The sequence below is a fragment of the Hymenobacter sp. HD11105 genome, from assembly GCF_054051685.1.
Window position 1 is genome coordinate 308,132 of sequence record NZ_JBSWBR010000002.1, and the last position, 24,221, is coordinate 332,352.

Sequence of the window (24,221 nt, forward strand, 5' to 3'; positions counted from 1 at the left end):
GCTACCTTTGCTGGCTGGCTTTCGTCAGCACGCTTTGTGCTGCTTATTGCATGTTGAGAACAGAAGAATTAGATTCATTTTCCGCGGCCGGACCGCACCCGCACAAGTATGTGTTGCCGGGCCTATCCGTAGCGGAGCTGACCAGCGCTATCGTGGAGCAGCACAGCGCGGGGCTGCCGCTGGCGGATACTCGTACGCTAGCATCTATTCAGCCCGAAACGCTGGTGCTGGATCACGGCATATTTATAAGGGCTACGAACGTAGCCAATGAGCTGCGATTTCCGCCAGTGGTGGTGGAGCAGCAGGGTCCGGACTTGCTGGTTTCTTGTGCCTGCGTCATTCCCAAAACTACCCTGTGTGAGCATCAGGCGCTGGTGCTGCTGAGTATTCTACAGCGAAATGAGCTGCGGCTTTTTTTCGATAAGCAGGCTCGCTACACTTACCTGCGCGCCCTGGCCCGCGACTATGGCCTAGAGCAAGCCCACGATCTGGACGCTCATTTTGAGCTAACCTATACACACCCGGCCTCCGTCGTGGCCACGCCCCGCCGCCCAGATTTGTATCCCGTTACGGCGAGCACGAAGCAAGAATTGATAACTCAATTATCGCCGGCGAAAAGTGGGCCGCCCGCCGATTTGCCCCCCAGTCAGCAACTGCTCGTGCTAAGCCGGCATCGGTATTACGGGCACCTTACTATCTACCTGGCCGAAGCGGCCATTACGGCCACGGGCAAGGTGAAAAACCCAGTGGGCGTGCTGAACCCGTTGGATGGAATTTGGCAGCTTGAGCAGCCCGATGAAGTGAAGTTTTACACCGCTGTTTCCCGGTTTCAGCGCAACTACGAAGACACTCGCTCCCGCGCCGCCATTGAGGCTTTGCGAGCCGTGGTACATAACCCCGCCGGCTTGCCAGTGTACGCTCACAATACAGCCACTTCCGACAACCTTACGGCTCAGTCGATTACGCCGGTGAAGCTCCGGCATACCAAGCTGGATCTGCGCATACTGGTGGAGCAGCAGGGCGACTATTACCAGGTGAGCGGCAAGCTCTGGCTCCACGATCAGCCCTTCGACCTCAAAGGCCTGACTATTCAGTACGAGTACTTTGTGGCGGTGCACGGGGCCTTGTACCTGCTCGATGACCTCGACGTGTGGCGGGTGATTGAGTTTTTTCAGCGGCGCAATAACACCCTGCTTATCCACCAGGCCAAGTTCGGCGAGTTTCAGCGCGACGTGCTGGCCAGCCTCGAAAACCGCCTGCATATCACCTACGGCTATATGCGGCCTGCCACGCCCAAGCAACTGGCAGACAGTGGCTTCAACGAGGCGCCGGAGCTACTGCTGTACCTGTCTGATGCGGGTGCCCATGTGGAACTGCTGCCCGTAATGGGCTACGGTCCTACGGAAGTGTCTATTCTTTCGCGGCGGCAGCTGTACGCTACCGATGAGCTAGGTCGGAGCTTTGTGCTAGCACGCGATGCGGAGGCGGAAAACCGCTTTCTGGCGGCGCTGCTGCGTCATTATCCTGACTTTCAGGAGCAGCTTAGCCAGGAGAGCTTATACGTGCCTAAAAGCCAGTTTCTGCTGGAAGAATGGTTTCTCAATGCCTTTGAGGACTGGCGCAATCTAGGCATTACCATTCTGGGTTTCAATCAGCTTAAAAGCAACACCTTCAGTCCCTACAAAGCCCACGTAACTGTGCACGTGACGGGCGAAAATAATTGGTTTGACACCAAGCTGGGCGTGCGCTTTGGCAAGCAGGAAGCCTCCATGCGAAACCTGCACAAAGCCATTCGCAACAAGAGCCGCTACGTGCAGCTCGACGATGGCACCCGCGGGATTCTGCCCCAGGAATGGGTGGAGCGGTTTGTCGCCTACTTCGCGGCGGGCGAGGTAATAGCCGACCATATCCGGACGCCCAGCATCAGCTTCGCTACGCTAGAAGAGCTCTACGAACCGGAAGCGCTGCTACCCAACGCCAAGGCCCAACTGTCCCGCTACAAAGCCGCCGTGGCTGATTTTGCCGGTATCAAGCCCGTAGCTTTGCCCCCCGATCTGCGCGCTACCCTCCGCGACTACCAGTACCAGGGCCTGAACTGGCTCAACTTCTTAGATACCTGTAACTTCGGTGGCTGCTTGGCCGATGACATGGGTTTGGGCAAAACCTTACAGGTGCTGGCCTTTATTCTGCTGCAGCGCGAAAAAAGCCCCCCAGGCGCGAATCTGGTTGTGGTGCCAACCTCGCTGGTATTCAACTGGCTAGCCGAGGTAGAAAAGTTTGCGCCCACCCTACGCGTACACGTGTTGCACGGCCCCGACCGCCACCTCGATGCGCGCATTTTTGACTCTCACGATATCGTGCTAACGACTTACAACACGGTGGTGTCGGATATTCAGTGGCTGCGGGAATACCGCTTCAATTACGTGTTTCTTGACGAAGCACAGGCCATCAAAAACCCGGATTCCCAGCGCTACCGGGCGGCCTGCTTGTTACAGGCCCGCAACCGCGTGGTAATCACGGGCACGCCCATCGAAAACAATACTTACGACTTGTACGGGCAGCTGTCCTTTGCCTGCCCCGGTTTGCTGGGGAGTCGGCAGCACTTCCAGGATCAGTATGCCGCGCCCATCGACAAGTTTAAGGACGTGAAGCGGGCACGGGCGCTCCAACGCAAGATTAACCCCTTCGTGCTGCGCCGCACCAAGGCCCAGGTAGCCGCCGAGCTGCCTGACAAAACCGAGATGGTGCTGTATTGCGAAATGGGCGCCGAGCAGCGCCGGGTATATGAGGTCTGCAAGCAGGAGTATCGGGCCAAACTGCTGGGCCTGCACGAGGAAACGATGGGCAAAAGCAGCCTGCACATTTTGCAGGGACTCACCAAGCTGCGCCAGATTTGTGATGCGCCAGCCTTACTGCGCGAGCAGGAGTACTACGGCTCGGCTTCGGCCAAGCTGGAGGCGCTGCTGGACGAAATCAGCACAAAAGCCCCCCAGCACAAAATCCTGGTCTTCTCTCAGTTTGTGGGCATGCTCAACCTGATCCGGCGCGAGCTTGACCAGCGCAACATCAACTACCAGTACCTCACCGGCCAAACCCGCAACCGCGCCGCTGCCGTCACCGCCTTCCAAGAAGATGACGCTGTGCGGGTCTTTCTCATCAGCCTGAAAGCCGGCGGCACCGGCCTGAATCTCACCGAAGCCGACTACGTCTACCTTGTGGATCCTTGGTGGAATCCCGCCGTGGAAAACCAAGCCATCGACCGCAGCCACCGCATCGGCCAAACCAAAAAAGTGGTAGCCGTCCGCCTCATCTGCCCCGATACCGTTGAGGAGAAAATTATGAAGCTGCAGGAGGCCAAGCGGGAGCTAGCTTATGAGCTGATTAAAACCGATACGGCGCTAGTGAAATCCCTGACGAAACAGGAGCTGCTGGAGCTGTTTAGTTAGAGTTTAAGAAAGGCGGTCATGCAGAGCGGAAGCGAAGCATCTCGCTCGCGGTAGTAGGATTAATAATCTAGTGTCAGCACGCGAGATGCTTCGCTGTGCTCTGCATGACGTTCTTATAAACGCACTAGCCAAACTCCCACAAAAGCCGCCAGCATACCCACCAGCAAACTACCAGCGGTGTAGCAGGCCAGCAGGAGAAGCTCGCTGCTACGAGCTAGAGTAATACTCTCGTAAGCGAAGGTCGAAAACGTGGTGAAGCCTCCGCAGAAACCCGTGGTCAGGAACAGGCGCCAAGCCAGCGGCACAGTCGTGTGCCGCTCGAAGAAGCCCATTAGCAAGCCAATGAGCAAGCAGCCAACGACGTTGACCAGAAACGTGCCCAGCGGAAAACTCATCGGCGCGTGGCGCAGAAAGTACTGCTGCACCCAATAGCGGCTTATGGACCCCAAAAAGCCCCCCAGGCCAATAAATAAGATGGAACGGTCCATGCAAAACAGGATGAATAGCCGGGCTGCTTCAGTTGCTGCCGGGCTATGCGCGGTGGGCCAGGTACAGAAGTATTCTTAGCCAGCAACAGACCCGCTGGCAAGCTACTAATACTCAGCAATAGGTTGCTTATTCCACGGGGCCCGTAGATTCAAACCGATGAATTAGGCCCTGTCCCGATTTTTTGCCCGCCTCGGAGGATATGTACAAGTCGCCATTAGGCGCAAAAGCCAAACCTTCGGGCTGAGGAAAGAGCTTGCTGGGGAGCGTTTGCACGGCTACCAGCTTACCGGCAGCATTCAACTCTACCAGGCCGTTGCCCCGCGCCGACAACACGAATATGTTGCCCGTCTGCGGGTGTACGGCTACGGCTGAGGGTGCAAATTGGCTCACCTTAGGGTCTTTCTTACCCTTTTGCTGCCCAGGGTCGGCGTCCAGAATTTGGGGTACGTCGAGTACGTATGCTGGCTTGGACTCCGCCTTGAAGGTGGTGAGGTCGAGGCGATAGAGGGCGCGCTTGGTGTTGTCGAGGCCGGCGCCGGCTTCGTTCTTACAGGCAACCAAGAGCGTGCGGGAAGCGGCGTCGTAGGTGAGGCCTTCTAGGTCGTTGGCCGTCGTTAGGCCGGTGGCGTGGGTGGTGGTTTCGGTGGCAGTGCGCCGGAATAAAGTGCCGTCGCTGCGAATGATCAACCAGGCGTCGCCCATGCGGGTTACGTCCTCATAATCACCCTTTTTGCCAAACTTTACCGTACTGTCCACGCGCTCAGTGCGCAGGTTGTAGAAGTATAAAATGCCGGTTTCGTCTTCAATGGCAGCCAGCCGTTCGGGGCCAGCAAAGGCGATACCTGATATTTCGGCCAGCTCGGGCGGCATGGTATAGCTAGCGCTAGGCTTAGTGAAGTTATAGGCACTGCGCTTGAGCGGGCCGGTAGACGCAGACTCGGTAGTACCAGTAGCGGCGTTCATGTCGGCCGTAACAGCCGTATTTTGGTCAGTAGGAGAGTCACAGCCAAAGGCAATAAGCGCGGCGCAAAACAAGATTTCTTTCATAATAAAGCAGCAAAAGTGGCAGCCGCAAAAACAGCTCTGCCGAGGATATTCCAGGTAGTACGTGTAGAGGTAGATGAGCGTCTACTTCGACATACTACGGTCAAAATGGCTTTGGGGGGCATTTATGCCTGATGGCGGGCCGCTACTTGGTGGCGTTAACACCTGGTGCAATTCTGTCGCGCTTTATATCACCTGGCAATGCTTTCAGCGGGTAAAATCCGTAACGAAATAGAAGCTGCTGACGCTTTTTGAGTAGTGAGGGCTTTTTACTCACCTATACTCAGTACTAATCATTCAGATGAAGTCTGGTCCTATTCGGCTGAAAAGAGCTTGGTGCTCTGTAGTTGCTCGGTACAGTTGATTTACTATAATGAGCACCTTGATTTAGGCTCCACGTTTATTCTGCATCTCCGATTTCCACAATCGGTTCCCTGGATTGCAAGAGGTTGTGCAGGCCTTCTTGCTCAAACAAGACCTTGCCTATTTTTACCTGCGACCAGCCCGACTTTAATTGGTACGAGAAAACAGGAATGCCCTGTCGCAGCACACAATCAATGTAGCAAGTGCGGATGGTTGCCTTCGTAGATAGGTGGCTATTTAACTGCAGCAAATGCGTAGACAGCAGAAAAGTGGAGCGCGGAAAATTAACCAGGCCATTAAGCGTTGCGGAGGTGATTTCTAGGGCATCGTCTACATTGGTGCCCCGAAAAAGCTCGTCGAATATTGCGAACGTGCGGCCCTGGCTGTGGGCAGCTTGCAAGACGGTTTTGAGGTTTTGAATTTCAGCCATAAAGTGGCTGTAACCATCACGCAGACTGTCGCGCAGATTGATAGCTACCACAATAGACTCGAAAAATGGCAGCTCACATCGGGCTGCTGGTACGCCCATGCCTGCGTGAGCGAAGTACACGCACAGGCCAACCGCCTTCAGCAACGTGGATTTACCCGACATATTCGGGCCCGTCAGCAGCACCACGTTTTCTGCGGGCGCCAGCACGAGCGTATTGACGACTGGCTGCTGCACCAGGGGGTGATAAAATTCATCTAGCTGCAGCCCTTCTTCCCGAAACTGCGGAAAAGTGAAGCCGAGAGTGCGCATTCCCTTTGCGGCCGACCAGTACGCCTCAAAGCGATTAAAAGCCCCCCAGAACGTCGTTAAATCCTCTTCTGAAATGGCTTGAAGCTGTCGGGCCACTTGTACCATGCGAGCCACCGAAAAAGCGTCTTCTACGATTACTCGCGCGTTGCTTTCCAGGCTAAAACGCTCCAGAAACCTGCCTATAAGTAGAAGCTGAGAGCGGTAGTTGCTAGGAAACGCCTGGGGATTTAAGCGGTGAAAATAGTGCTGCTGTAAGCGGTGCAGAAATTGAATAACCTGTACATAGCGGGCGCGGGTCTGGTAGCGCGCCTCTTCCGAAAATAGCAGTTGGAGGGAGGCTTTGGCTTGATTGGTAGGCAGGATAACTCGGCCACTACTTACATCTGCCAGGAAGCGCTGCACTTCGCGCAACTGGATCTTGGAGTAGGAGAAGTCGGCCAGCACCTCCCAATTGGCTAAAAAGCCTTGGAAAACGGCTTGCTTTGCCTGTACTAAGTCAACCGTGGGTGGAAGCTCTTGGAGCAAGTGCAGCAAAGCAGCCTCTGCTTCTGCGTTGTGAGTGAAGTTGAACAGCGGCATCAGCTCCGCCTCAATCTGTAGATCCTCGACGTGTAACATAGCGGACGCTGGAGTGAAGCTACTTGACGCCGGTGGTCTGAAAATATTGTGCGATTTGCAGCCTGTCGCTCAGGTTATTTTCGGTAGGCGCTCGGCTGTTATACTCTACACCTAGGAACGTCATGCTTGATCTGGCGTCCGCCTGTTCGAGCGTGACGCTCTGAGTTTATTTTCCCTTCACATAAAACGGGATATTCGCCGTAGCCACATTATCGTGCCCATCGTATGCGTACACAAACAACCGATAGGCACCTTCCTGGGTTGGGGCGGTGAGCTTGGTTTGGCCTTTGGCATCGGCCGGAATCAAACCCGGAATAGCAGCGGGGCGACTTTCCCGGTCACCGCCCGACTTCAGGTCGGTGCTCTCAGGCAGTAGCTCGTAGCGGTAAGTGAGCGGGTCTTTGTTGGGGTCGGTGACGGTGGTGGCAACGGGGTAGCTCTGGCCCGGTTGCAAGTAAATATTGTCGGTGGCCTGCTTGCCATCCAGCAAAAAGCCCCCCAGGTGCGGCGCCCGATTTTGGGGCCACTTGCCGCTCCACAAATACTGCATTACATCCACCACTTCCGACTCCTTGCCGTCCTCCGTAAATAGGCCGTACCAGGTGGGCGTGCGCTCTTGCTTTTGGCCCCACAAAAACACGTAGGTGCCCAGGCACTGGGTTTTAGCTTTAGCAATAAAAGCTTCGTAGCGGCTCTGGTACACGGCGGCTTTCTGGCTGCTGGTTTCCTCCACCGACGCTTTCCAGGGCGTGACGGGGCTTTCCCAGTGGCCCGTCGGACCCCACTCGGCCACCACGTAGGGGCCAGTCCAGCCCGTGTCGTGCACTTGCTGGGGAATGGCAGCCAGCCCGGCATACGTGTTGATGCCGAGAATATCCACGGCTGGGCACTTGGCTTTGATGAAGTCGACTTCCTTCTGATTGAGACCGGCCAGCACAGTGCTGGTGGGGTGGTTGGGGTCCACTTCGTGAATCATCTGGGCAATCTGCTGCACCGCATCCCACACTTTCGGATTGGTGTACTCCAAGTTCAGCTCATTGCCTATGCCCCAGAACAATAAGGCCGGATTGTCTTTGTACTTCACCACCTCAGCGCGCAGCATCTGGAGTTGCTCGGCCACAGCCTGAGGATTGTTGTAGTCGAAGCCTTGGCGCTCGGGGGTTACATACAAACCCATCATCACCGTTAGGCCGTGTTTGTTGGCGTCGGCCAGCACTTTATCGGCGTCGTTGGTAGCCCAGGTGCGGATAGAGTTGCCCCCACAAGCCTTGATGCGCTCCGGAAATTGACCCCCACCAGCCCCCTTAATGAAGTAAGGTTGCCCCGCACGTAGCAGCTCGTAGCGGCCATTTACCTGTTTAAATTCAACCTTGATGGGTCCGGTTTGGGCACAGGCTGTGATGGTTAGGGCGAGCAATGGCAGAAAAAAAGCAAGCTTCATAGGATGGCTGGGGGGCTTTTTAGTTGGTTAAAGCTAGCTAGATTCAGCCTCTATACAGCCCCACCCAATTCACTAGCTTCTACAGGGGCTCGATGTTGCTGGTGTTACTGGCGCCGGGGTCTGTGTCGCCGCCCATGTCGGACTGCGCACCAGCCGCCGTGGGGTCGGTAAGAATATCTGCCGCGGCATCGTTTTTTGCAACGGGCGTAGGAGCCTCGGCATCAGGAGTGGGAGGCGGCGCGGCGGTGGGGGCGCTATCGGGGCGGGGCTGGTTGGTAACGGTGGGGCCGTCGGCGCTCTGGGTATCGGCGGTGCCTTTTGAAGGAAGGGAGTTATCAGCCGGATTGGGCTGCTTAGGAGGCGTTTTGGGGTCCATAGCTATTTGTGCCTAGAAGGTGAGAAAAGCTGCTGAAGAGGCGGCAGTTGCTAGGCAGGTATACGGCACAGCTGAACCGTTGGACACGTCAACCCTGCTAGCCTAGTCTGCGTTATTATAGCTATTCACCATAGCCTTTGTCAATCATGAGCATATTTTCTAATCGCCCAAGCGGTTCACTAGGTGGCCTGCTTTCGGGCTTGTTTGGCGGTGGTAGAAGGGCCGTAAACCCTGCTACTGGTACATATGATAATGCCGGTCGGGCTGGAGGCGGTGGACGCAAGCTTGTCACTGGTGCGTTGCTGGCTGCCGGCGCTGCTTACCTCTACAACCGCAACAAGAATAAGGGTACCGGTGCGTCTAATACCAACGTGACCAACTTCAACCCTAATCTGTAGGCACTCCGCCGGATCTTAGGCAAAAGCCCCACTCTGAGCCAATACTGGCTCAGAGTGGGGCTTTTGCGTTGAAGTTTAGGCAGTTGAGTAAACGCAAGGAATTGAAAACCAGACTGGGTCAAGCTGAGCTTGCAGAAGTATGACACGAAAGAGATTTTACTACAGCAACTAGCAACGCTGTGGTGCCAACTTGCCGCTTCGCGGCAGTGGAGGTATAACCTCCACGCTATGACTAGGCACAAGTTACGCTACGCTAAACTCGCGCCAATTAGGGGTTTTGTTTATGATAATCTAGGCAACGTAAAACACTAAAAAGAGCCCAGCGAGAACAACTAGTACAACCAGTATAGGTATCACGTAGCGATTGTCATTTACTGCGCCAGCCGACTTTGTGGGTGAGTTGTAATTCGGGTTTTTCAAAAACACGCTTATAGCCTCAAGCACATTACTCATATGTGTATTGGCATTTTCTATTTCGTGTGCTTCATCAAACGATCCGACTTTGCGGCGTATTTCTACATGTATTTCCGTTTTATCAGCCGCTAGATTCTTTAGTGTAATATCAATGTAGACACCAAGAGAAAGTGTCTCCAATGCACTGAACGTATAGATATTCATTACATCATTAATGGTCCTTAGCGTGTACGCTTTCTCGAAATAATTAGGGAATTGATAAACGGCTGCTGCGACTTCATTTAAACCAAAATTCACTACAACACTTTTTGTGAGGTTTTCTACAGATGCCATGAGTATAGTATTAAAGTAAGTTTTTATAAAGTAAATAACCTCACGGCCGCGCCGCCATCATAAACGTCAATTCGCCGCCATTCATAATATCCTGATGCGATAAAAACGGACGCGTCAGTTTCTGCCCGTTTAGCCGCGCTTCCTTCACATACACATTCTTGTCGCTCTGGTTTTTGACGGTGATGGTGAAGGTCTTGCCGTTTTCAAGGTTAATGGTGGCGCCGTGCACAGCCGGGCTGCCTAGGGCGTAGTCGGGGGAGGCGGGCGCGACGGGGTAGAAGCCCAGGGCGCTGAAGATATACCATGCGCTCATCTGCCCGCAGTCGTCGTTGCCGCCGAGGCCATCGGGAGTGGGGCGATACATTTTGGGCAGGATCATGCGTACACGAGCCTGAGTTTTCCAGGGCTGATCAGTCCAGTTGTAGAGGTAAGCGGCGTGGTGGGCGGGCTCGTTGCCGTGCACATAGTTGCCGATGATGCCCTCGCGGGTGATGTCCTCGGTTTCGGCAAAAAACTTGTCGGGCAGGTGCATTGTAAACAGCGAATCGAGGTGGGGCACGAAGCGAGAATTGCCCCCCATGAGCTGAATAAGCGCCGCCGGATCTTGCGGAACGTAAAGGCTATAGTTCCAGGCGTTGCCCTCAATGAAGCCTTGGTTATGGGTGCTGAGCACGTCGAACTCTTTGCGGAAGCTGCCGTCGCTGAGGCGAGGGCGCATGAAGCCGATGCGCTTGTCATACACGTTCTGCCAGTTCTGAGCGCGCTTGCTGAACTCCTGGTAAATATCCTGACGCCCCAGCTTCTGCGCTGCCTGAGCAATGCACCAGTCGTCGTAGGCGTATTCCAGGGTTTTCGAGACGGAAGAGCCGCGCTTGTCCTCCGGCACGTAGCCCAGGCGCAGGTAGTCACCGATGCCGTCGTACCACTGCTGGCGGGCGGTAGTCACGCAGGCATCCAGAGCCTTATTGGCATCAAAAGGTGCGTTACCCTTTACAATGGCATCGGCAATAACGGGCACGCTGTGGTAACCGATCATGCACCAATTTTCGTTGGCGTGGTGACTCCAGACGGGCAGCATGTGCTCGGCGCTCTGCGTAAAATGGGCCAGCATCGACTGCACCATATCAGCATTGCGCTTGGGCTGCAAGAGGTTAAACAGCGGGTGCAAAGCCCGATAAGTATCCCAGAGGGAGAATGTGGAGTAGTTAGTGAAGCCCTCGGCTTTGTGTATATTCTGGTCGAGGCCGCGGTACTGGCCGTCGGCATCCATATAGGTAGTGGGGCTGAGGAAGGTGTGATACAACGCCGTGTAGAAGTTCTCCTTGTCCGCCCGCTTCGGCGACTGTATCGTGACGCGGCTTAGCTCCTGCTGCCACTGCTGCTGGCCCTGGCGCTTCACCTGCTCGAAGTCCCAGCCCGGTGCCTCGGTGCGCAGATTCTGTAAGGCCCCGGCCGTGCTCACCGGCGAAATAGCCATCTTGAGCTTGATCTTTTCGTTGGCCTTCGTCTCAAAATCGAAGTAGAGGCGCAGCTGCTCGCCGGCTAGCTCGGGGAAGTTCTTGCTCTGGTCAAACCGGCCCCAGAAGCCGCGATACACCTGTTTGGGCGAGTAGTTGCGGCTGCCGTACTGCCGAAACGGCTTGGAAAACTGGAGGGCAAAATACAGCGTGCGGGTGCGGGCCCAGCCGTTGGTTTGGCGGTAGCCGGTCACTAAAGAGTCGTTTTCAACCCGCACAAAAGTCCACACGTTTTTGTCCGGGTAATTATAAATGCCCGCCATCAGATCTAGAATGATGTGGGCCTGATCGGACTGCGGAAACGTGTACTGGTGAAAGCCCACGCGGTTGGTGGCAGTCAGCTCGGCCAGGATGCTGTGGTCTTCCAGCTTCACCTTGTAGTAAGCAGGCTCGGCTACTTCCGTCTGGTGGGAGTAAGCGGAGCGGTAGCCGCTTTGGGGCTTGGCGGCCGTGCCAGGGTTGAGCTGCAAGCGGCCAGTGGTGGGCATTACCAGAAAGTCGCCAAGGTCAGAGTGGCCAGTGCCGCTGAAGTGAGTGTGCGAGAAGCCGACGATGGTTTTATCGGCGTATTGATACCCAGCGCAATACTTATACACATCGGGATTGTACTTGCCGTTCTGCTCGTAGCTCAGCGTGTCGGTATCGGGCGAGAGCTGCACCATGCCGAACGGCACTGTAGCCCCCGGAAACGTGTGCCCCATCTTGGCCGTGCCCACCAGAGGCTTAGCGTACTGCACCAGGTTTTCGGTGGATTTCGGCTTCTGGTTTTGGGCGAGACCTGACAAGGCCGCAAGGAGGAGCAAGGGCAAAAATAGCTTCATGAGGAGCAAGATAAGAGTTGATCAAGCTACTCCTCACTCTTCAAAATTTCTTACAGTGATACCTGAAAAAGACGGTAGCCCTCCTCCGTGCGGATAAACCCGAAATCGTTTTGGTATATGTCTTCCGCTTTACCTGATGGTGAATTATAAGTCACGACTACATGAAACGCTGGGTATTTTTCATAAAAAGGATCACCACATTCTGTTAGGAAAGGCTGAAAGCTTTGGCTCGTTAAAATGGACATATCTAGGCTTTCAGTGAAAATAGCGACGTTTTTTGCGTCGCGATGCACCGCCCTAAGTCCCGATTGTGATACCGGCCCATAAAATTGCTGCATAAACGCTGCCCGCTCAATAAGTTCAAACTGGCCTTTGCGAGGGCGAAAAGCCAATTCTGTGAAGCACAGTGACGCTAGGGTTTCGGCCTTGCCAGTGCGCACAGCGGGCACAAACACATTGTATAACCAATGCGTGAATTCTTTCTTGTAATCTACAAATGAGTAACGGGCGCCATTTACGGCCCGGAAAGTTATGGTGGTAGCTGTATTCACGGCTGCAGCATTAATTTTTAGTGAATACAGATCTAGCCACCCCTTCCACTTTTGCTCGTGCAGGTTGTCGATCACTATTTTATTACGCTCATTCAACAGCACCCAGCGCCCACCTACCCAGCTTGGGTGTTCGCAACGCATCGTATCGCTCTCGCCACTTAGGCATGTAGCCCGCGCTCCAATTAGTGCTAACGCTAGTCCGTTGTGAAACTGGGTAATGGAATTATACACAGCCGGAATTGCCACTTGCCCTTGGCTGTCAAGAAAACCTACTCGGTTACTTTTTCGGCTCTTAAATCGAATTTTGCCCTCGTTTTCACAGTCATAATAATAGTCAACCATATACACGCTGTCGCGTCCCACCTGCCGGCCATTTTTCAGCAAATGATAAGTAGCTCCGGTGTTGGCTTCACTCACGGCAATGATGTGTCGAAAGGTTATGGCGGTGCCAAATTCGCCAAATTTAGCTGGCACTTGAATATGCCCTTTTGCATCCTGGTAGCCGTATCGAGTTCTTTCATTTATCTCCTCGCTAAAGCGCGTCCAGACCTCGTCTGGCTGCTGAGCGAAGGAGGAGAAAGCCGCGAGGAGCAAAGCGGCGAGAGGCAGGAGTTTCATCAGCTTTAGATTGAAGCTGGTAAGGTAGGCAGGAGGGTGGGAAAGAGTACGTTTCAACAATGCTAGTGTGGTAAAGCAACTTGGTAAATGGTATCGCGTCTCTACGTCGCATGCATGCATCAAAAGGGCAAGCCGCAAAAAAAATAAGACACCGCCTGTAACCTTTCCGATTTTTTGCGGTGTCCACGTTTGAACTCTCTTCCTAATCAATGCATGTCTCGTCTGTCCGGCCCGCGCAACCGGAAAGACACCTCAGCTAAGGCCGCTGCTAGCGGGCTGCTGTCCGCGTCATGCCCTGCGGTTAGCGAAGCGAGAATTCCCAGCCTGCCGCCTAGTTGCCTTGGCCGTTCGCTAACCTGACCCTGACTCCCGTTTTCATCATCACTAGAAGCATTATGCGCACTAGCTCTACTTCTTTCGTTGCCGGAATATTATTAGCCGTATTGGCTTGGCTAATCGCCGCTTCGGCCGCTGCCCAAACGCCTGGCAGCATCACAGGCACCGTACGCAGCGCGGCGGGCGTTCCAGTTGACTACGCCACTGTCACCCTGCACCGCGCCGCCGACTCGTCGGTGGTCAAAACTGAGTTTAGCGACGGTCAGGGGGCTTTTCGCTTCGAGGGCTTGAGCGAGGGCAGCTACCGCGTATCGGCGGCGCAAGTAGGCTTTGTGCGGTACTGGACAGAGGTCTTTACGCTACCCGCTGGGGGGCAAAAATTGCCCGTCATCACCCTGCAAACCAGCGCCGCCACCCAGTTGAAGGAAGTGCAGGTAGTCGGGCAGAAGCCGTTGTTTGAGCGCTTGGCCGACCGTACCGTGGTGAACGTGGAAGGCTCAACTTTAGCTTCCGGCAACACCACCCTTGATGTACTGGCCCGCGCCCCCGGCGTGACCGTAGATGGCAACGACAACCTCGCCTTACGCGGCCGTCAGGGCTTGCTGGTGCTCATTGATGGCAAGCGTCAGCCCATGACCGGCACCGAGCTAGCCGATTACCTCCGCTCTTTGCCAGCTGATCAGCTTAAAAGCATTGAACTGATTACAAATCCACCCGCCAAATACGATGCGCAAGGAGGCGCCGGCATCATTGCCATCAACCTCAAAAAAGACCAGCGCCAGGGTACCAACGGCAACGCCAACATCAGCTACGGCCGCGGCGAGTACGGCAAATTTTCCAGTAGCTTGTCGGGGAACCATCGCAACAAAGATGTCAACGTGTTCAGCTCCCTCACGTATGGCCGGCGCCGCAACTTTGGTGTTCGTGATACCTACCGCTATTTCTACGAGTCGCAGGACAACGGGGAGCCGGTGCTCATCGGTACTGCTGACCAGCGTAACCGAGGAGTATTCGAGGATCACTTCTTGATTTATAAGGTCGGCACAGACGTGAATTTGTCGAAGAACACTGTGCTGGGGGGCGTTATTTCGGGCTTTGCGGTACCGAACCCGAAGCCCAGCGGCTCAGGCGTCAACACCAGTACTTTTTACAATGGCGCAGGTGAGGTAACCGATTATTATACCGCCCTGAGTACGGGCCGGGGCAACAATCCCAACATCACGGGCAACATCAACTTCAAGCACACCTTCGGTGAGGGCACCGGCCGCCCCGAGCTAACAGCCGACGTAGACTATGCCCGCTACAACACCCACCGTACCCAAAGCCAAACCACCTTTTTTCAACTGTTAGGCCGGCCCGATGCTACGCTGGCCAGCGACCAAACCAGTGAACTGACCATCAAAGCTATAAAGGCTGATTACACCCAGCAGCTAAACGCCGACACCCGCTTGGAAGCCGGCGCCAAAGCCAGCCAGGTGTACGCCGACAACGACATCCAGTTCACAAATACCCGCGAAGGCATCACCACGCCCGACCTGAACCTGAGCAACCGCTTTCGCTACGACGAAGTCATTACGGCCGCCTACGCCAACCTGAATCATAATTTCAGCAAGCAGTTCAACTTGCAAGCTGGCTTGCGGGGTGAGAAAACCCACGCCACTGGCCGCCAAATTGTGACTTCTGAGAATTTCGAGCGCAACTACTACCAGCTGTTTCCAAGCGCGGCCCTGAAGTATTCGCCCACCGAGCAAAACGAAGTAACGATGTCATTGAGCCGCCGTATCAACCGGCCCTCCTATGGTCAGCTCAACCCTTTCCGCTTTATCATCGATCCCGCTACTTCCGGCAAAGGCAACCCTAACCTGCGCCCCGAAACTAGCTACAACATGGAGGTGAACTATACCTTCAAGCAGAAGTACACCGCCGGCCTCAGCTACAGTGTCACCAAGGACCCCATCACCGATGTGGCCTACCCCGAAACTGACACTACCACCGTTTCGACCAACGTAAACCTAGACCAGCAGCAGTATGTATCGCTCACGCTCACAGCGCCCATTACGGTCGGTAAGTGGTTGAGCATCTACAACAACGCCGTGTTCTTTTACGTCCACTATGACGGCACGCTAGCCGGAACGAACCTACGGGCCGGGCAGCCGGCTTATACCCTGAGCAGCAACAGCACCTTCACTTTGGGCAAAGGCTGGGGGGCAGAATTGAACGCGCGCTACAACTCCCGGCAGCGGGTGGGCTTCTTCGAATTCAGCGACTACGGGCAAGTGAGTGTAGCCGTGAAAAAAGAAGTGCTGGACCGCAAAGGCACCATCAAGCTGGCGGCCACTGACATCCTTTACACCTTACCTTTTAGCGCTGTTTCTATCTACACCAATTACCAGCAAGACCTCTATATCCGCCGCGATACGCGCGTGGTAACGCTCTCCTTTGCCTGGAAATTTGGCAACGAAAAAGCGGCGGTCACCAACCGCAAGACCGGGGCCGAGGAAGAGAAACGTCGGGCACAGTAACGGTCACTGAAATTATTATATAGTTGAGCTGCTTAGCTCAACTATAGGGAGTCTTTTTATAAAAATATCCTATTAATATGTATACCTGAGTTGCTGTCTATCGTAAAAAAGCATCACTCTCGTAATTCTACCTAACTATGAAAACAATGAAAGTATTTCCTCATTTCCTGGTGGCCGGTGTACTCGTAATTGGCACTGCCTGCAGTAGCGCCAATACAGGCACTAGCTCCGGTACAGAAACCGCTACTGGTAGCGCAACTGGTACTAGCAGTATGGGTGCTGCAAGCGGCACCTCCGCCACAGGAGCAAGTAGCTCTGCTATGGATGCAGGTTCGACAGGCTCAGTTGCCGGAGGGACTATGGGCGCCAGCGGAACGACTGGTACAAGTAGTGCAGGTGTAGGTGGCACAGCTGCATCGGGGGCAGGTGGCGGCACGTCTGCCGCGACGGAAGGCACAAGTGGTGCAGGTGCTACCGGGGCCACGGGCGCAGCCGCCGCTACTGATATGAGCGCGTTTATGGCCACTTTTTCCACTATGCAAGACCCCGTCTTTTTACTGAACGCGGCTAGCAGCAATATGCTGGAAATTCAGGCGGGTAAACTAGCTTCACAACAAGCCTCCAATGCTGAGGTAAAGAAATTTGCTCAGATGATGGTTAGCCACCACACCAAGGCTACACAGGAGCTTAAGGCTGTAGCTACGCCGCTCGGGGTAACCATGCCAGAAACGATGATGCCTGTTCATCAAGCTATGGCCGACCGACTGAAAAGTAAAACCGGTAAGGACTTCGACGAGGCGTACATGGACCTCATGGAAACGGCCCATAAGATGGACATTGCAATGTTTGAGGTAAAAAGCAAAGCAGCAGACTCACCAACTGTTCAGGCATTTGCCACCAAAACGCTGCCCATGTTGCGGTCGCACCATACAATGGCAGACAACATCGAAAAGAAGGCTGATTGAGCAGGCACATGCGTTGAGTAAGCCGACAACTGAAGGTGTTGCCAAGATTTGCCCCCCAAGGCATTCCCTGTCATAAGTATAAACAACGCTCCCGGCGCTAAGCAACAGCAGTTGCCTTAGTGCCGGGAGCGTTGTTTATAGAAACGAAGCAGCTTGAAGAGGCTTACTAATGCACGTGGGCCCAGCTCTTAGGACTTATTCAGATGCTAAGATGGCGCTGGGGGCGTTTTTAAAGATTTAGTGTAGGCTAACAGCCAGAGTTTTCGGTATGTAATCAATGGTCATGGTCGTAGCTGACAACGCGGGTTACTTTCCACTGGCCGTCTTTTAGGCGCCATACCATCAGGTTCTTGAAAGTGCCGCAGTCGTCTTTGCCATTCTCTACGTGGCAGAAGCGGTGCAAATGAGCATCGACGGCGCCGTAGCCCGGAATGGGATACACTTCCAAGCTGCCAGGCACCAATTGGCGGTTGAGTCCGGTCGTTTTGTTCTGCTCAAATAAGCTCCGGAACCCGTCCATCGTTTTGCGAAAATCGGCCAGGCCGCCTCTATCGTGAAAGAACTCGAGCTCCTCGGCGAAGAAGGTTTGGAGCTGGTCCGCGTCGTGGCGGTTAAAGGCAGCAAACATGGCGCTGTCGAGCCGAGCGATGGTCGTATATAATTCCTTAGCTGGAGGTAGTTGCACCCCAGCGACTGGTGTCACCTGTGAAATAGTAGGTGATTCGGCCGGCTTGCTTGAGGAGCACGAATTGCCCCCCAAGGCCAGGATTGAACCACCCATGACGGCCACACGCTTCAAGCGTGATTTTGTAACTAGATTAGTAAAGGTTTTTAACATAGCGTTACAGGATAAAAAACAGGCTTTTGCAACTTAGTAAATCGCTTCGTTGGCTTAAATTTTTTGAGACATCTGGCCTGGTTTAGAGCAATATAGAGCAAGATTGTTACTACCAAAACTCGCTGACTTCGTTAAGAAATGCAGTTAGGGTCGCTGCCTGCATCCGCGTATTCAAAACCGGATCAGGATGCTGCCAATATTTAGATGACTAAATAAGTAGAAAAGGACATCAATATGGAAACAACGCAGATAAGTGCCAGTACGCGGCCTACTTATGAAGTAGCGCACATCATGGGCGGTCTATATGGCGACGGCATCATTGGGCTCAAAGGCGCATTCACTCGCGACTGGGTGCAGCAGCTTGGTGAAGACATTGCCGTGCTCTACGAGGCTGCTCTCCAGCGCCCCGGCGGTGCCCTGGGCCGCGGCCCCAAGCGCCACTACGTCGAGATTCATCCCGAAGACATCCGCGGCTTTGTGGAGCTGGCTACGCACCCGTGGGTGACGGCCGTGTGCGAGGCCGTACTCGGGCCGGCGTACAAAATCGTGGAAATTGGCTTCGACGTGCCCAACCCTGGCGCCATGAACCAGCCCTGGCACCGCGACTTCCCTGCCCCCGACGATACCATCATGGGTCGTCGGCTCAACTCCCTGGCCTTCAACCTCACGACCGTGGACGTGACCGAGGACATGGGCCCCTTCGAAATTGCGCCCGGCACGCAGTGGGATCTGCCCACCAACTTCGAGCACGCGATGTTTCCGCCCAAGGCCAACTACCCCCGCTACGAAGCACGCGCCCAGCGCAAGTACCCGCAGATGGGCGACATTTCCGCCCGCTCGGCCCTGACCATTCACCGCGGCACGGCCAACCACTCCGATAAGTCGCGGCCCGCGCTGGTGCTGGGCGTCGATGCCCCCACTGCCACCAACGCCGAGCGCCACGACCTGCAGCTCACCCGCGCCTTTTACGCCACCCTGCCCGCAAGCCTACAGCCGCACCTGACCTGCCGCTTAGTAGATGAGCTGGAGCCCATCGTGCAGGGCCACACGATTGAAGGGCTGATGATGGGCGAGGCGTAAAGCGGTTGCTTTTTGGCGCTAAGCTAAGACTAAACAGCTAGTTCCCCTCCTCCGCGGAGGAGGGGTTAGGGGTGATTGGCCGAAGCTTGAACAACTCCCGGTTGTCATGCAGAGCGCAGCGAAGCATCTCGCGTGCTGACGCTGGAGTGGTAATCCCACGACCGCATGCGAGATGCTTCGCTGCGCTCTGCATGACGTTCTTGATATGCAATCAGGCCATGACATGAATGCCTTTTAGAACAACTTAAATAGATTAGTAACCATCCCAGCCCCGCCTGGAACACGTCATTTTCCTTTAAGCTTAGAAGGGGAGAATACCTCTCAGTCTCTAATCCATTATGCCTATACCCGAGGACCATATCTACCAGGAAGCGCACTTAGCGCCGATGACGGTAGAAGAAATCAACAAGCTGACTGCTGCGGCTCGGGCATTGCCACCTAGCGGCGACCAAACGCATGTGCTGGTGTCAGACGGTGAAGATCCGTGGGTTATCTCGGCTGGGGGGCATTTATACTACTGTACCGTCGATCGGCTGAAGCGAAAGATACTGGTGGCTCGGTTTGCAGAGTTGGCGGAAATGGCGAGTGCTGAGCTTGTGCAGGTGTGGCCAACGGAGCACGGCCCGGCGCCCGAATTCGTGGAGATATGGTCGCCGGAGCTACAACTGATCGATGGGAAATGGTACATCTACTTTGCGCTCTACAACGCCCGGCTGGGGGAGGAGCGGATGTTTGTGTTGGAAGGACTTTCGGGCAATCCGCAGGGGAAATACGAGTTTCAGGGCCAATTGCAAATCCCAACCGACCGCTGGGCCATCGATGGCTCCGTGCTGCGTACGGAAGAAGGTGAGCTGTATTTCATCTGGTCGGGGTGGGAGGGCGTTACCAATACCAGCCAGAATATTTACATCGCCCGCATGCGGGACCCGCTGACTATCGCCTCAGATCGGGTGTGCATTTCGAGGCCCGAATACAGATGGGAAAAGCAGGGCTACCCGCACGTAAATGAGGGCCCGCAGGCGCTGGTCCGCAATGGCCGCATCTTTATCATTTACTCAGCAAGCGGTAGCTGGACCGACGACTATTGTTTGGGTCAACTCACGCACTTAGGGGGCAATTTGCTGGACCCCGCTTCATGGCGCAAAGAACCCGAGCCGGTATTTGCCAAAACCGACACCATTTTCGGGCCCGGTCACGCGTCCTTTGTGCAGATAAAGGGGCAAGATTATATCATCTATCACGCCGCTCGCAGGAGTCAGGCCGGTTGGGCCCGGCAGATTAGAGCCAAGCCGTTTAGCTGGAAGCCAGATGGCTTGCCCGATTTTGGGTCGCCGGAGTAGCTTTTGTGGCGAATTGAGTTAATACTAGCTGGGTCAAAATTTTAAGAAGCGGTACTTTGCTTTTCAATCAATCTGCAAAGGTGGGCCTACTACTTTCATCTCATTGGCTGCAAAAATGTTAGCCATTTCTTCGGGTGTGGGGGGCGTTTTTAGGCTAGATAACGTGACGAAAAACTCTTCCAGTTTGCCCGCTGGTTGAAGCGTTACCATCATGTGGCCGCTAGCGCTGACCTGAGTCCATGCATGAGGTACTTGGCGGGGCAGAAAGATGCTTTCCCCAGTCTTAAGGCGGTATTTATCGTTGCCTACCTGAAAGTAATATTCGCCCTCTAGCACATAAAATACCTCATCCTGCTTGAAGTGGACGTGCAGAGGTGTGCCGCGGCCCTGCGACAAGCTAGTTTGCTCAAAAATGGCCAGGCCGCCGTTGGTGTCTTTCCCCGATACTTTTAAGTCCAGAATGTTCGCGTTGACGCCCATCAACTGCATGTGGCCGTGCAAGCGGCCCTCGCCGGCACCTATCTTAAAGCCTTTGCCAGGCTGATCGAGCATGAGCGATGCGGGCGCGGCGGCCATCAGGGGCAGACTAGTTAGGGTAGTCTGAATAAAGCGTCGGCGCTGCATAACTATCAGAGTTTAGGTACACACTCAATGACTTTGGCATCGGCCGTTGCTAGAAGTAGTTGGCACGCATCAACCTCAGTGCTAGTGTAATATAGCGAATAATCCATGTCGCTGCTTTGCTGACTACTGGCAAGCACAACTATACCCGAGCACAATCGGTACTACCCTAGGACTACCGAACTGCCTGAGAAGCGGAACTGGCCGCTGACCTTCCGATATCTCACCAAATGAATTGCGGGAGGCTACTTCCCTGAGTTAGTTATTCCCCTCATCACGAAGCAATGCCGCCACCTTATTTCAATGCCCTGAAGCTGGCGCTTCTGTTGCTTGGTAGTTTGCTCGCCGCGCCAGCTTGGGGCCAGTCAACAGCTCGGGTGCTGGACCGCAATGCCATCGGGTGGTTTACTTATAACGGCGACCACCAACTGAGCCCCGATTGGGCCGTGCACACCGAGTTGCAATGGCGCCGCACGCGCCTGGGCTTGGGCCGTCAACAGTTACTCTCGCGCCTAGGATTGGTGTACGCGCTAGCCGAGAATGTGGAGGTGTCGGGCGGCTACACCCAGCTTACTACCTACCCCTACGGTGACTATCCAACGGCCGATTTGGGCAAGCCAACCCCAGAAAACCGAGCACATCAGGACATAACTTTCACTAGTACCTATGGCCGTCTGCTGCTTTCGCACCGCCTGCGGCTAGAGCAACGCTGGCTGGGGCAGTTGGCCGAAAGCAATCCAAGTCGGGTAGAAAGCTGGGAATACCAGAACCGGGCGCGCTACCAGATTGCGGGTGAAATTCCGCTGCAAGGCCCCAGCATTGACGACGGCGAATGGTACGTCAACTTTTTCGATGAAATATTTATCGGCTTCGGAAGGAATGTGGGCCGCAACGTATTCAACCAAAACCGCATATCGGGCGGCCTGGGCTACCAAATTCGCGACAACTGGAAGCTGGAGCTGAACTACCTTAACCAGTGGACCCAACACGCTGAGCCAGAGCCCGATACACAACAGTCTGTATTTGAGAATAACAATGGCTTTCGGCTCAACGTGATTTACAACCTAGATTTGACTAAGTCACAACCGTCGGGGTAGACCTTACTGGCCGGCACAAAATGGGCTGCAAAGGTCTGAGAGACGTTTTAATATCTAAAAGCGCACTGCCACTCAGCCGAATTGCAGTTCGGCCGGCTCTCTATCCAAGGCTTGAATTTGAGCTTTGTACTCAGTTGGGAGTAAGGCCGCTTTGGCCCACTGGCTCATGCGCAAATGCTGCGTTTGGCGATACAGCGGCAACACTGGTCGGAGCCAAGAGCGAGAGCCTAGGTGCAGCAGGTCGCGCACCACATCGGGCACTACTAAGCGCTGGCCTTGCAACAGTAGCCAGTAGCGCAGTGGCCCCAGGTGCTTGCGGTACTGCTGATACAAATCGGTAGTGAAGCGGCTATGCTCTAGGTCAGCGGCCAGGTGTTGTTGACGTACTATAAGCCACTCGGCGTACGTGGGGGGCAAATTGGGGATACCCATGCGCTGCCCTACACGACTAAATACCTCGAACACTTCCTCCTTTTCCGCCGTGGTGAGCGGGCGCTCTAGGGCTTCAAACGAGCGGATGGAATAGTCAATAAGGAGAAAAAGGACATCGCGGTAGGCCCAATCCGGAATGGCCATACCGCGCTTGGCTTCTACGGCGCCGTGGATAGCGGCAATGGTATCGATGGCCCGCTCAGCGCCGGCCTGGGGGGCAAATACAATCTTGCGCGCGTACTCCACGGTGGAAAACAGGCGCGCCAGCGGATCGGCGGGCAGGCGACCGGTAAAGTACAGCCAATCAACGGCTTTGTTCAGCGCAAACTCGGCCGCCGCGCCAGCAAAAATAAAGAGCACAGTATCCGCTTTGCCCCAAATAGAGCGCACTACAGAATGCTTAGCAACGAAATATTCCATAGACCAAGAACTCGAAAAGAGGACAAATAGCTCCGCAGAACGGAAGTTGAAAGGAAGTCGGAAATAGCTGAACGCCCGCCTGCGCCCGTTGCGTATCAAGCGGCGGGCAGAGGTGGGCGTTCGATTACTTAGTAAGTAGGTAATCTGCCGTTTATTAATGTACTGGCTCGGCTAGTTGACCCGTGGCTACCTCTACTTGCTCCCTAATCTGCTTGCGGCCCGTGAGCAATAGCACTAATGCCAGCACCGAGGTAACAGCCATAACGGCTACCATGGGCACCGCCGTATGATTGCTGAAAATACTGACGGCCATTGAAGCCAGCGCGCCCATACCCATCCGTATGGCGCCCATCAGGGCCGACGCGCTGCCCGCATTGCGGGAGAAGGGCGCCAGCGACAAAGCCGCCGTATTGGGGCTGCTGAAGCCCAGGCAGCACAAAAAGAGAAACAGCAGCGCAATGGTGCCTTCCAGCCCAATCCAGCCAAAGCTGGTGCATATTAGCAGCGCCAGGCCCGTAAACACTTGGCAGATAAGGGCAACAAATACCAGCTGTTCGTTCTGATAGCGCCGCAGCAGCACACTATTTACCTGGCTGGACCCAATAAGACCCACCGAAAGAAAGGCGAAAATCCAGCCGTACGCCCGAGCATCTACCCCGAAGATATCCATGAACAACAGGGGTGAGCCGGCCACGTAGGCAAACAGACCGCAAAAAGAAACTGCGCCGGTAAACGTGTAGGTATAAAACTGCGGCTCCCGCAGCACCGTCCAGAAATTAGTCAGAATGGGCCGGGGTTTCAAGGACATCGTAACGTCGGGCTTGTAGGTATCGGGTAGCCAGAAGAACGTGGCGACCAAGAGCAGCAAGCCCATGGCCGCCAGCACGATAAACACCGCCTGCCACCCAAAAGCCGTAGTGACGTAGCTGCCCGCGGTGGGCGCAATCATGGGGGAAAGGCCAATAACGAGCATAATGAGCGCAAACACCTTAGCGCTGTCTTTCACCGGAAACAAGTCGCGCACCATGGCTACCGAAGCTACCCCAGCGGCGCAGCTGCCAATAGCCTGCACCAGCCGCAGCACAATCAGCCCATCGATGGTATGAATAACGGCGCAGCCCACGGAGGCCAGCACATACACCAATAGTCCAACATAGAGGGGCTTTTTGCGCCCAAACCGGTCGAGCAACGGCCCATACAACAGCTGGCCCGCCGAGATGCCGATAAAGAAGCTTGATAGCGACAAAGTCACGCGGGCGGCTGTCGTGTTCAGGTCTTCAGCAATGGCCGGAAAGCCCGGCAGGTACATATCGATAGAAAATGGTCCGAGCGCCGACAGGCTGCCCAAAATCAGAATTAGAAAAAAGTACTGTTGCTTGGACATGGGTAACTCTGGGGCATT

19 protein-coding genes are annotated in these 24,221 nt (G+C 54.8%); 7 read left to right on the forward strand and 12 right to left on the reverse strand.

Annotated features, from left to right (window positions below; genetic code table 11):
- Positions 1-50 precede the first annotated feature (50 nt).
- The gene (locus tag ACW9KT_RS07745; RefSeq protein WP_457079022.1) at positions 51-3,446 is read left to right on the forward strand and encodes a DEAD/DEAH box helicase; all 3,396 of its coding nucleotides are present in this window, start codon (positions 51-53) and stop codon (positions 3,444-3,446) included.
- A gap of 113 nt (positions 3,447-3,559) precedes the next feature.
- Here ACW9KT_RS07745 and crcB read toward each other — a convergent pair whose 3' ends face one another.
- From crcB to ACW9KT_RS07770, 5 genes are all read right to left on the reverse strand, one after another.
- Positions 3,560-3,934 carry a fluoride efflux transporter CrcB gene (gene crcB / locus ACW9KT_RS07750; protein WP_457079024.1) on the reverse strand — a complete coding sequence of 125 codons (375 nt, stop codon included), beginning with the start codon at positions 3,932-3,934 and terminating at the stop codon, positions 3,560-3,562.
- A 127-nt stretch (positions 3,935-4,061) separates the two neighbouring features.
- A complete protein-coding gene (locus ACW9KT_RS07755; RefSeq protein ID WP_457079026.1) occupies positions 4,062-4,982 on the reverse strand; it encodes an SdiA-regulated domain-containing protein in 921 nt (306 codons plus the stop codon).
- A 397-nt stretch (positions 4,983-5,379) separates the two neighbouring features.
- Complete coding sequence (locus tag ACW9KT_RS07760; RefSeq protein ID WP_457079028.1) at positions 5,380-6,699, reverse strand: MutS-related protein; 1,320 nt, start codon at positions 6,697-6,699, stop codon at positions 5,380-5,382.
- Positions 6,700-6,865: 166 nt separating this feature from the next.
- Entirely contained in the window at positions 6,866-8,140 is a 1,275-nt protein-coding gene (locus ACW9KT_RS07765; protein WP_457079030.1) for a glycoside hydrolase family 2 TIM barrel-domain containing protein, read from the reverse strand.
- 79 nt (positions 8,141-8,219) lie between these two features.
- Positions 8,220-8,516: a hypothetical protein gene (locus tag ACW9KT_RS07770; protein ID WP_457079032.1), complete on the reverse strand. Its 297-nt coding sequence runs from the start codon at positions 8,514-8,516 to the stop codon at positions 8,220-8,222.
- Positions 8,517-8,662: 146 nt separating this feature from the next.
- Between ACW9KT_RS07770 and ACW9KT_RS07775 the strand changes: the two genes are divergently transcribed.
- The gene (locus ACW9KT_RS07775; protein ID WP_457079034.1) at positions 8,663-8,914 is read left to right on the forward strand and encodes a hypothetical protein; all 252 of its coding nucleotides are present in this window, start codon (positions 8,663-8,665) and stop codon (positions 8,912-8,914) included.
- Positions 8,915-9,205: 291 nt separating this feature from the next.
- Here the strand turns inward: ACW9KT_RS07775 and ACW9KT_RS07780 are convergent, their stop codons facing one another.
- The 3 genes from ACW9KT_RS07780 to ACW9KT_RS07790 are packed head-to-tail and all read right to left on the reverse strand — an operon-like array spanning position 9,206 to position 13,306.
- A complete protein-coding gene (locus ACW9KT_RS07780) occupies positions 9,206-9,661 on the reverse strand; it encodes a hypothetical protein (protein ID WP_457079035.1) in 456 nt (151 codons plus the stop codon).
- A 40-nt stretch (positions 9,662-9,701) separates the two neighbouring features.
- Entirely contained in the window at positions 9,702-11,999 is a 2,298-nt protein-coding gene (locus tag ACW9KT_RS07785; protein WP_457079037.1) for a GH92 family glycosyl hydrolase, read from the reverse strand.
- A 50-nt stretch (positions 12,000-12,049) separates the two neighbouring features.
- Entirely contained in the window at positions 12,050-13,306 is a 1,257-nt protein-coding gene (locus tag ACW9KT_RS07790) for a WG repeat-containing protein (protein WP_457079039.1), read from the reverse strand.
- Between the two features lie 257 nt (positions 13,307-13,563).
- Here ACW9KT_RS07790 and ACW9KT_RS07795 point away from each other — a divergent pair, with 257 nt between their 5' ends.
- Together ACW9KT_RS07795 and ACW9KT_RS07800 are read left to right on the forward strand one after the other, a co-directional pair.
- Complete coding sequence (locus ACW9KT_RS07795) at positions 13,564-16,026, forward strand: TonB-dependent receptor domain-containing protein (RefSeq protein ID WP_457079040.1); 2,463 nt, start codon at positions 13,564-13,566, stop codon at positions 16,024-16,026.
- A gap of 146 nt (positions 16,027-16,172) precedes the next feature.
- Complete coding sequence (locus tag ACW9KT_RS07800) at positions 16,173-16,991, forward strand: DUF4142 domain-containing protein (protein ID WP_457079042.1); 819 nt, start codon at positions 16,173-16,175, stop codon at positions 16,989-16,991.
- Between the two features lie 274 nt (positions 16,992-17,265).
- On the opposite strand, the gene ACW9KT_RS07805 is transcribed toward ACW9KT_RS07800, so the two are convergent.
- Entirely contained in the window at positions 17,266-17,829 is a 564-nt protein-coding gene (locus ACW9KT_RS07805; RefSeq protein ID WP_457079044.1) for a nuclear transport factor 2 family protein, read from the reverse strand.
- A gap of 234 nt (positions 17,830-18,063) precedes the next feature.
- Here ACW9KT_RS07805 and ACW9KT_RS07810 point away from each other — a divergent pair, with 234 nt between their 5' ends.
- Both ACW9KT_RS07810 and ACW9KT_RS07815 read left to right on the forward strand, forming a co-directional pair.
- Entirely contained in the window at positions 18,064-18,909 is an 846-nt protein-coding gene (locus ACW9KT_RS07810) for a phytanoyl-CoA dioxygenase family protein (protein WP_457079046.1), read from the forward strand.
- 338 nt (positions 18,910-19,247) lie between these two features.
- Positions 19,248-20,249, forward strand: a complete 1,002-nt coding sequence (locus ACW9KT_RS07815; RefSeq protein ID WP_457079048.1) for a glycoside hydrolase family 43 protein — start codon at positions 19,248-19,250, stop codon at positions 20,247-20,249.
- A gap of 63 nt (positions 20,250-20,312) precedes the next feature.
- Here the strand turns inward: ACW9KT_RS07815 and ACW9KT_RS07820 are convergent, their stop codons facing one another.
- The gene (locus tag ACW9KT_RS07820; protein ID WP_457079050.1) at positions 20,313-20,873 is read right to left on the reverse strand and encodes a cupin domain-containing protein; all 561 of its coding nucleotides are present in this window, start codon (positions 20,871-20,873) and stop codon (positions 20,313-20,315) included.
- Between the two features lie 281 nt (positions 20,874-21,154).
- On the opposite strand from ACW9KT_RS07820, the gene ACW9KT_RS07825 reads away from it, so the two are divergent.
- Complete coding sequence (locus ACW9KT_RS07825; protein ID WP_457079052.1) at positions 21,155-21,967, forward strand: DUF2490 domain-containing protein; 813 nt, start codon at positions 21,155-21,157, stop codon at positions 21,965-21,967.
- 72 nt (positions 21,968-22,039) lie between these two features.
- On the opposite strand, the gene ACW9KT_RS07830 is transcribed toward ACW9KT_RS07825, so the two are convergent.
- Both ACW9KT_RS07830 and ACW9KT_RS07835 read right to left on the reverse strand, forming a co-directional pair.
- On the reverse strand, positions 22,040-22,819 hold the full coding sequence (locus tag ACW9KT_RS07830) for an oxygenase MpaB family protein (RefSeq protein WP_457079053.1): 780 nt from the start codon (positions 22,817-22,819) through the stop codon (positions 22,040-22,042).
- Between the two features lie 154 nt (positions 22,820-22,973).
- Positions 22,974-24,203, reverse strand: a complete 1,230-nt coding sequence (locus ACW9KT_RS07835) for a multidrug effflux MFS transporter (RefSeq protein ID WP_457079055.1) — start codon at positions 24,201-24,203, stop codon at positions 22,974-22,976.
- Between the last annotated feature and the right edge of the window lie 18 nt (positions 24,204-24,221).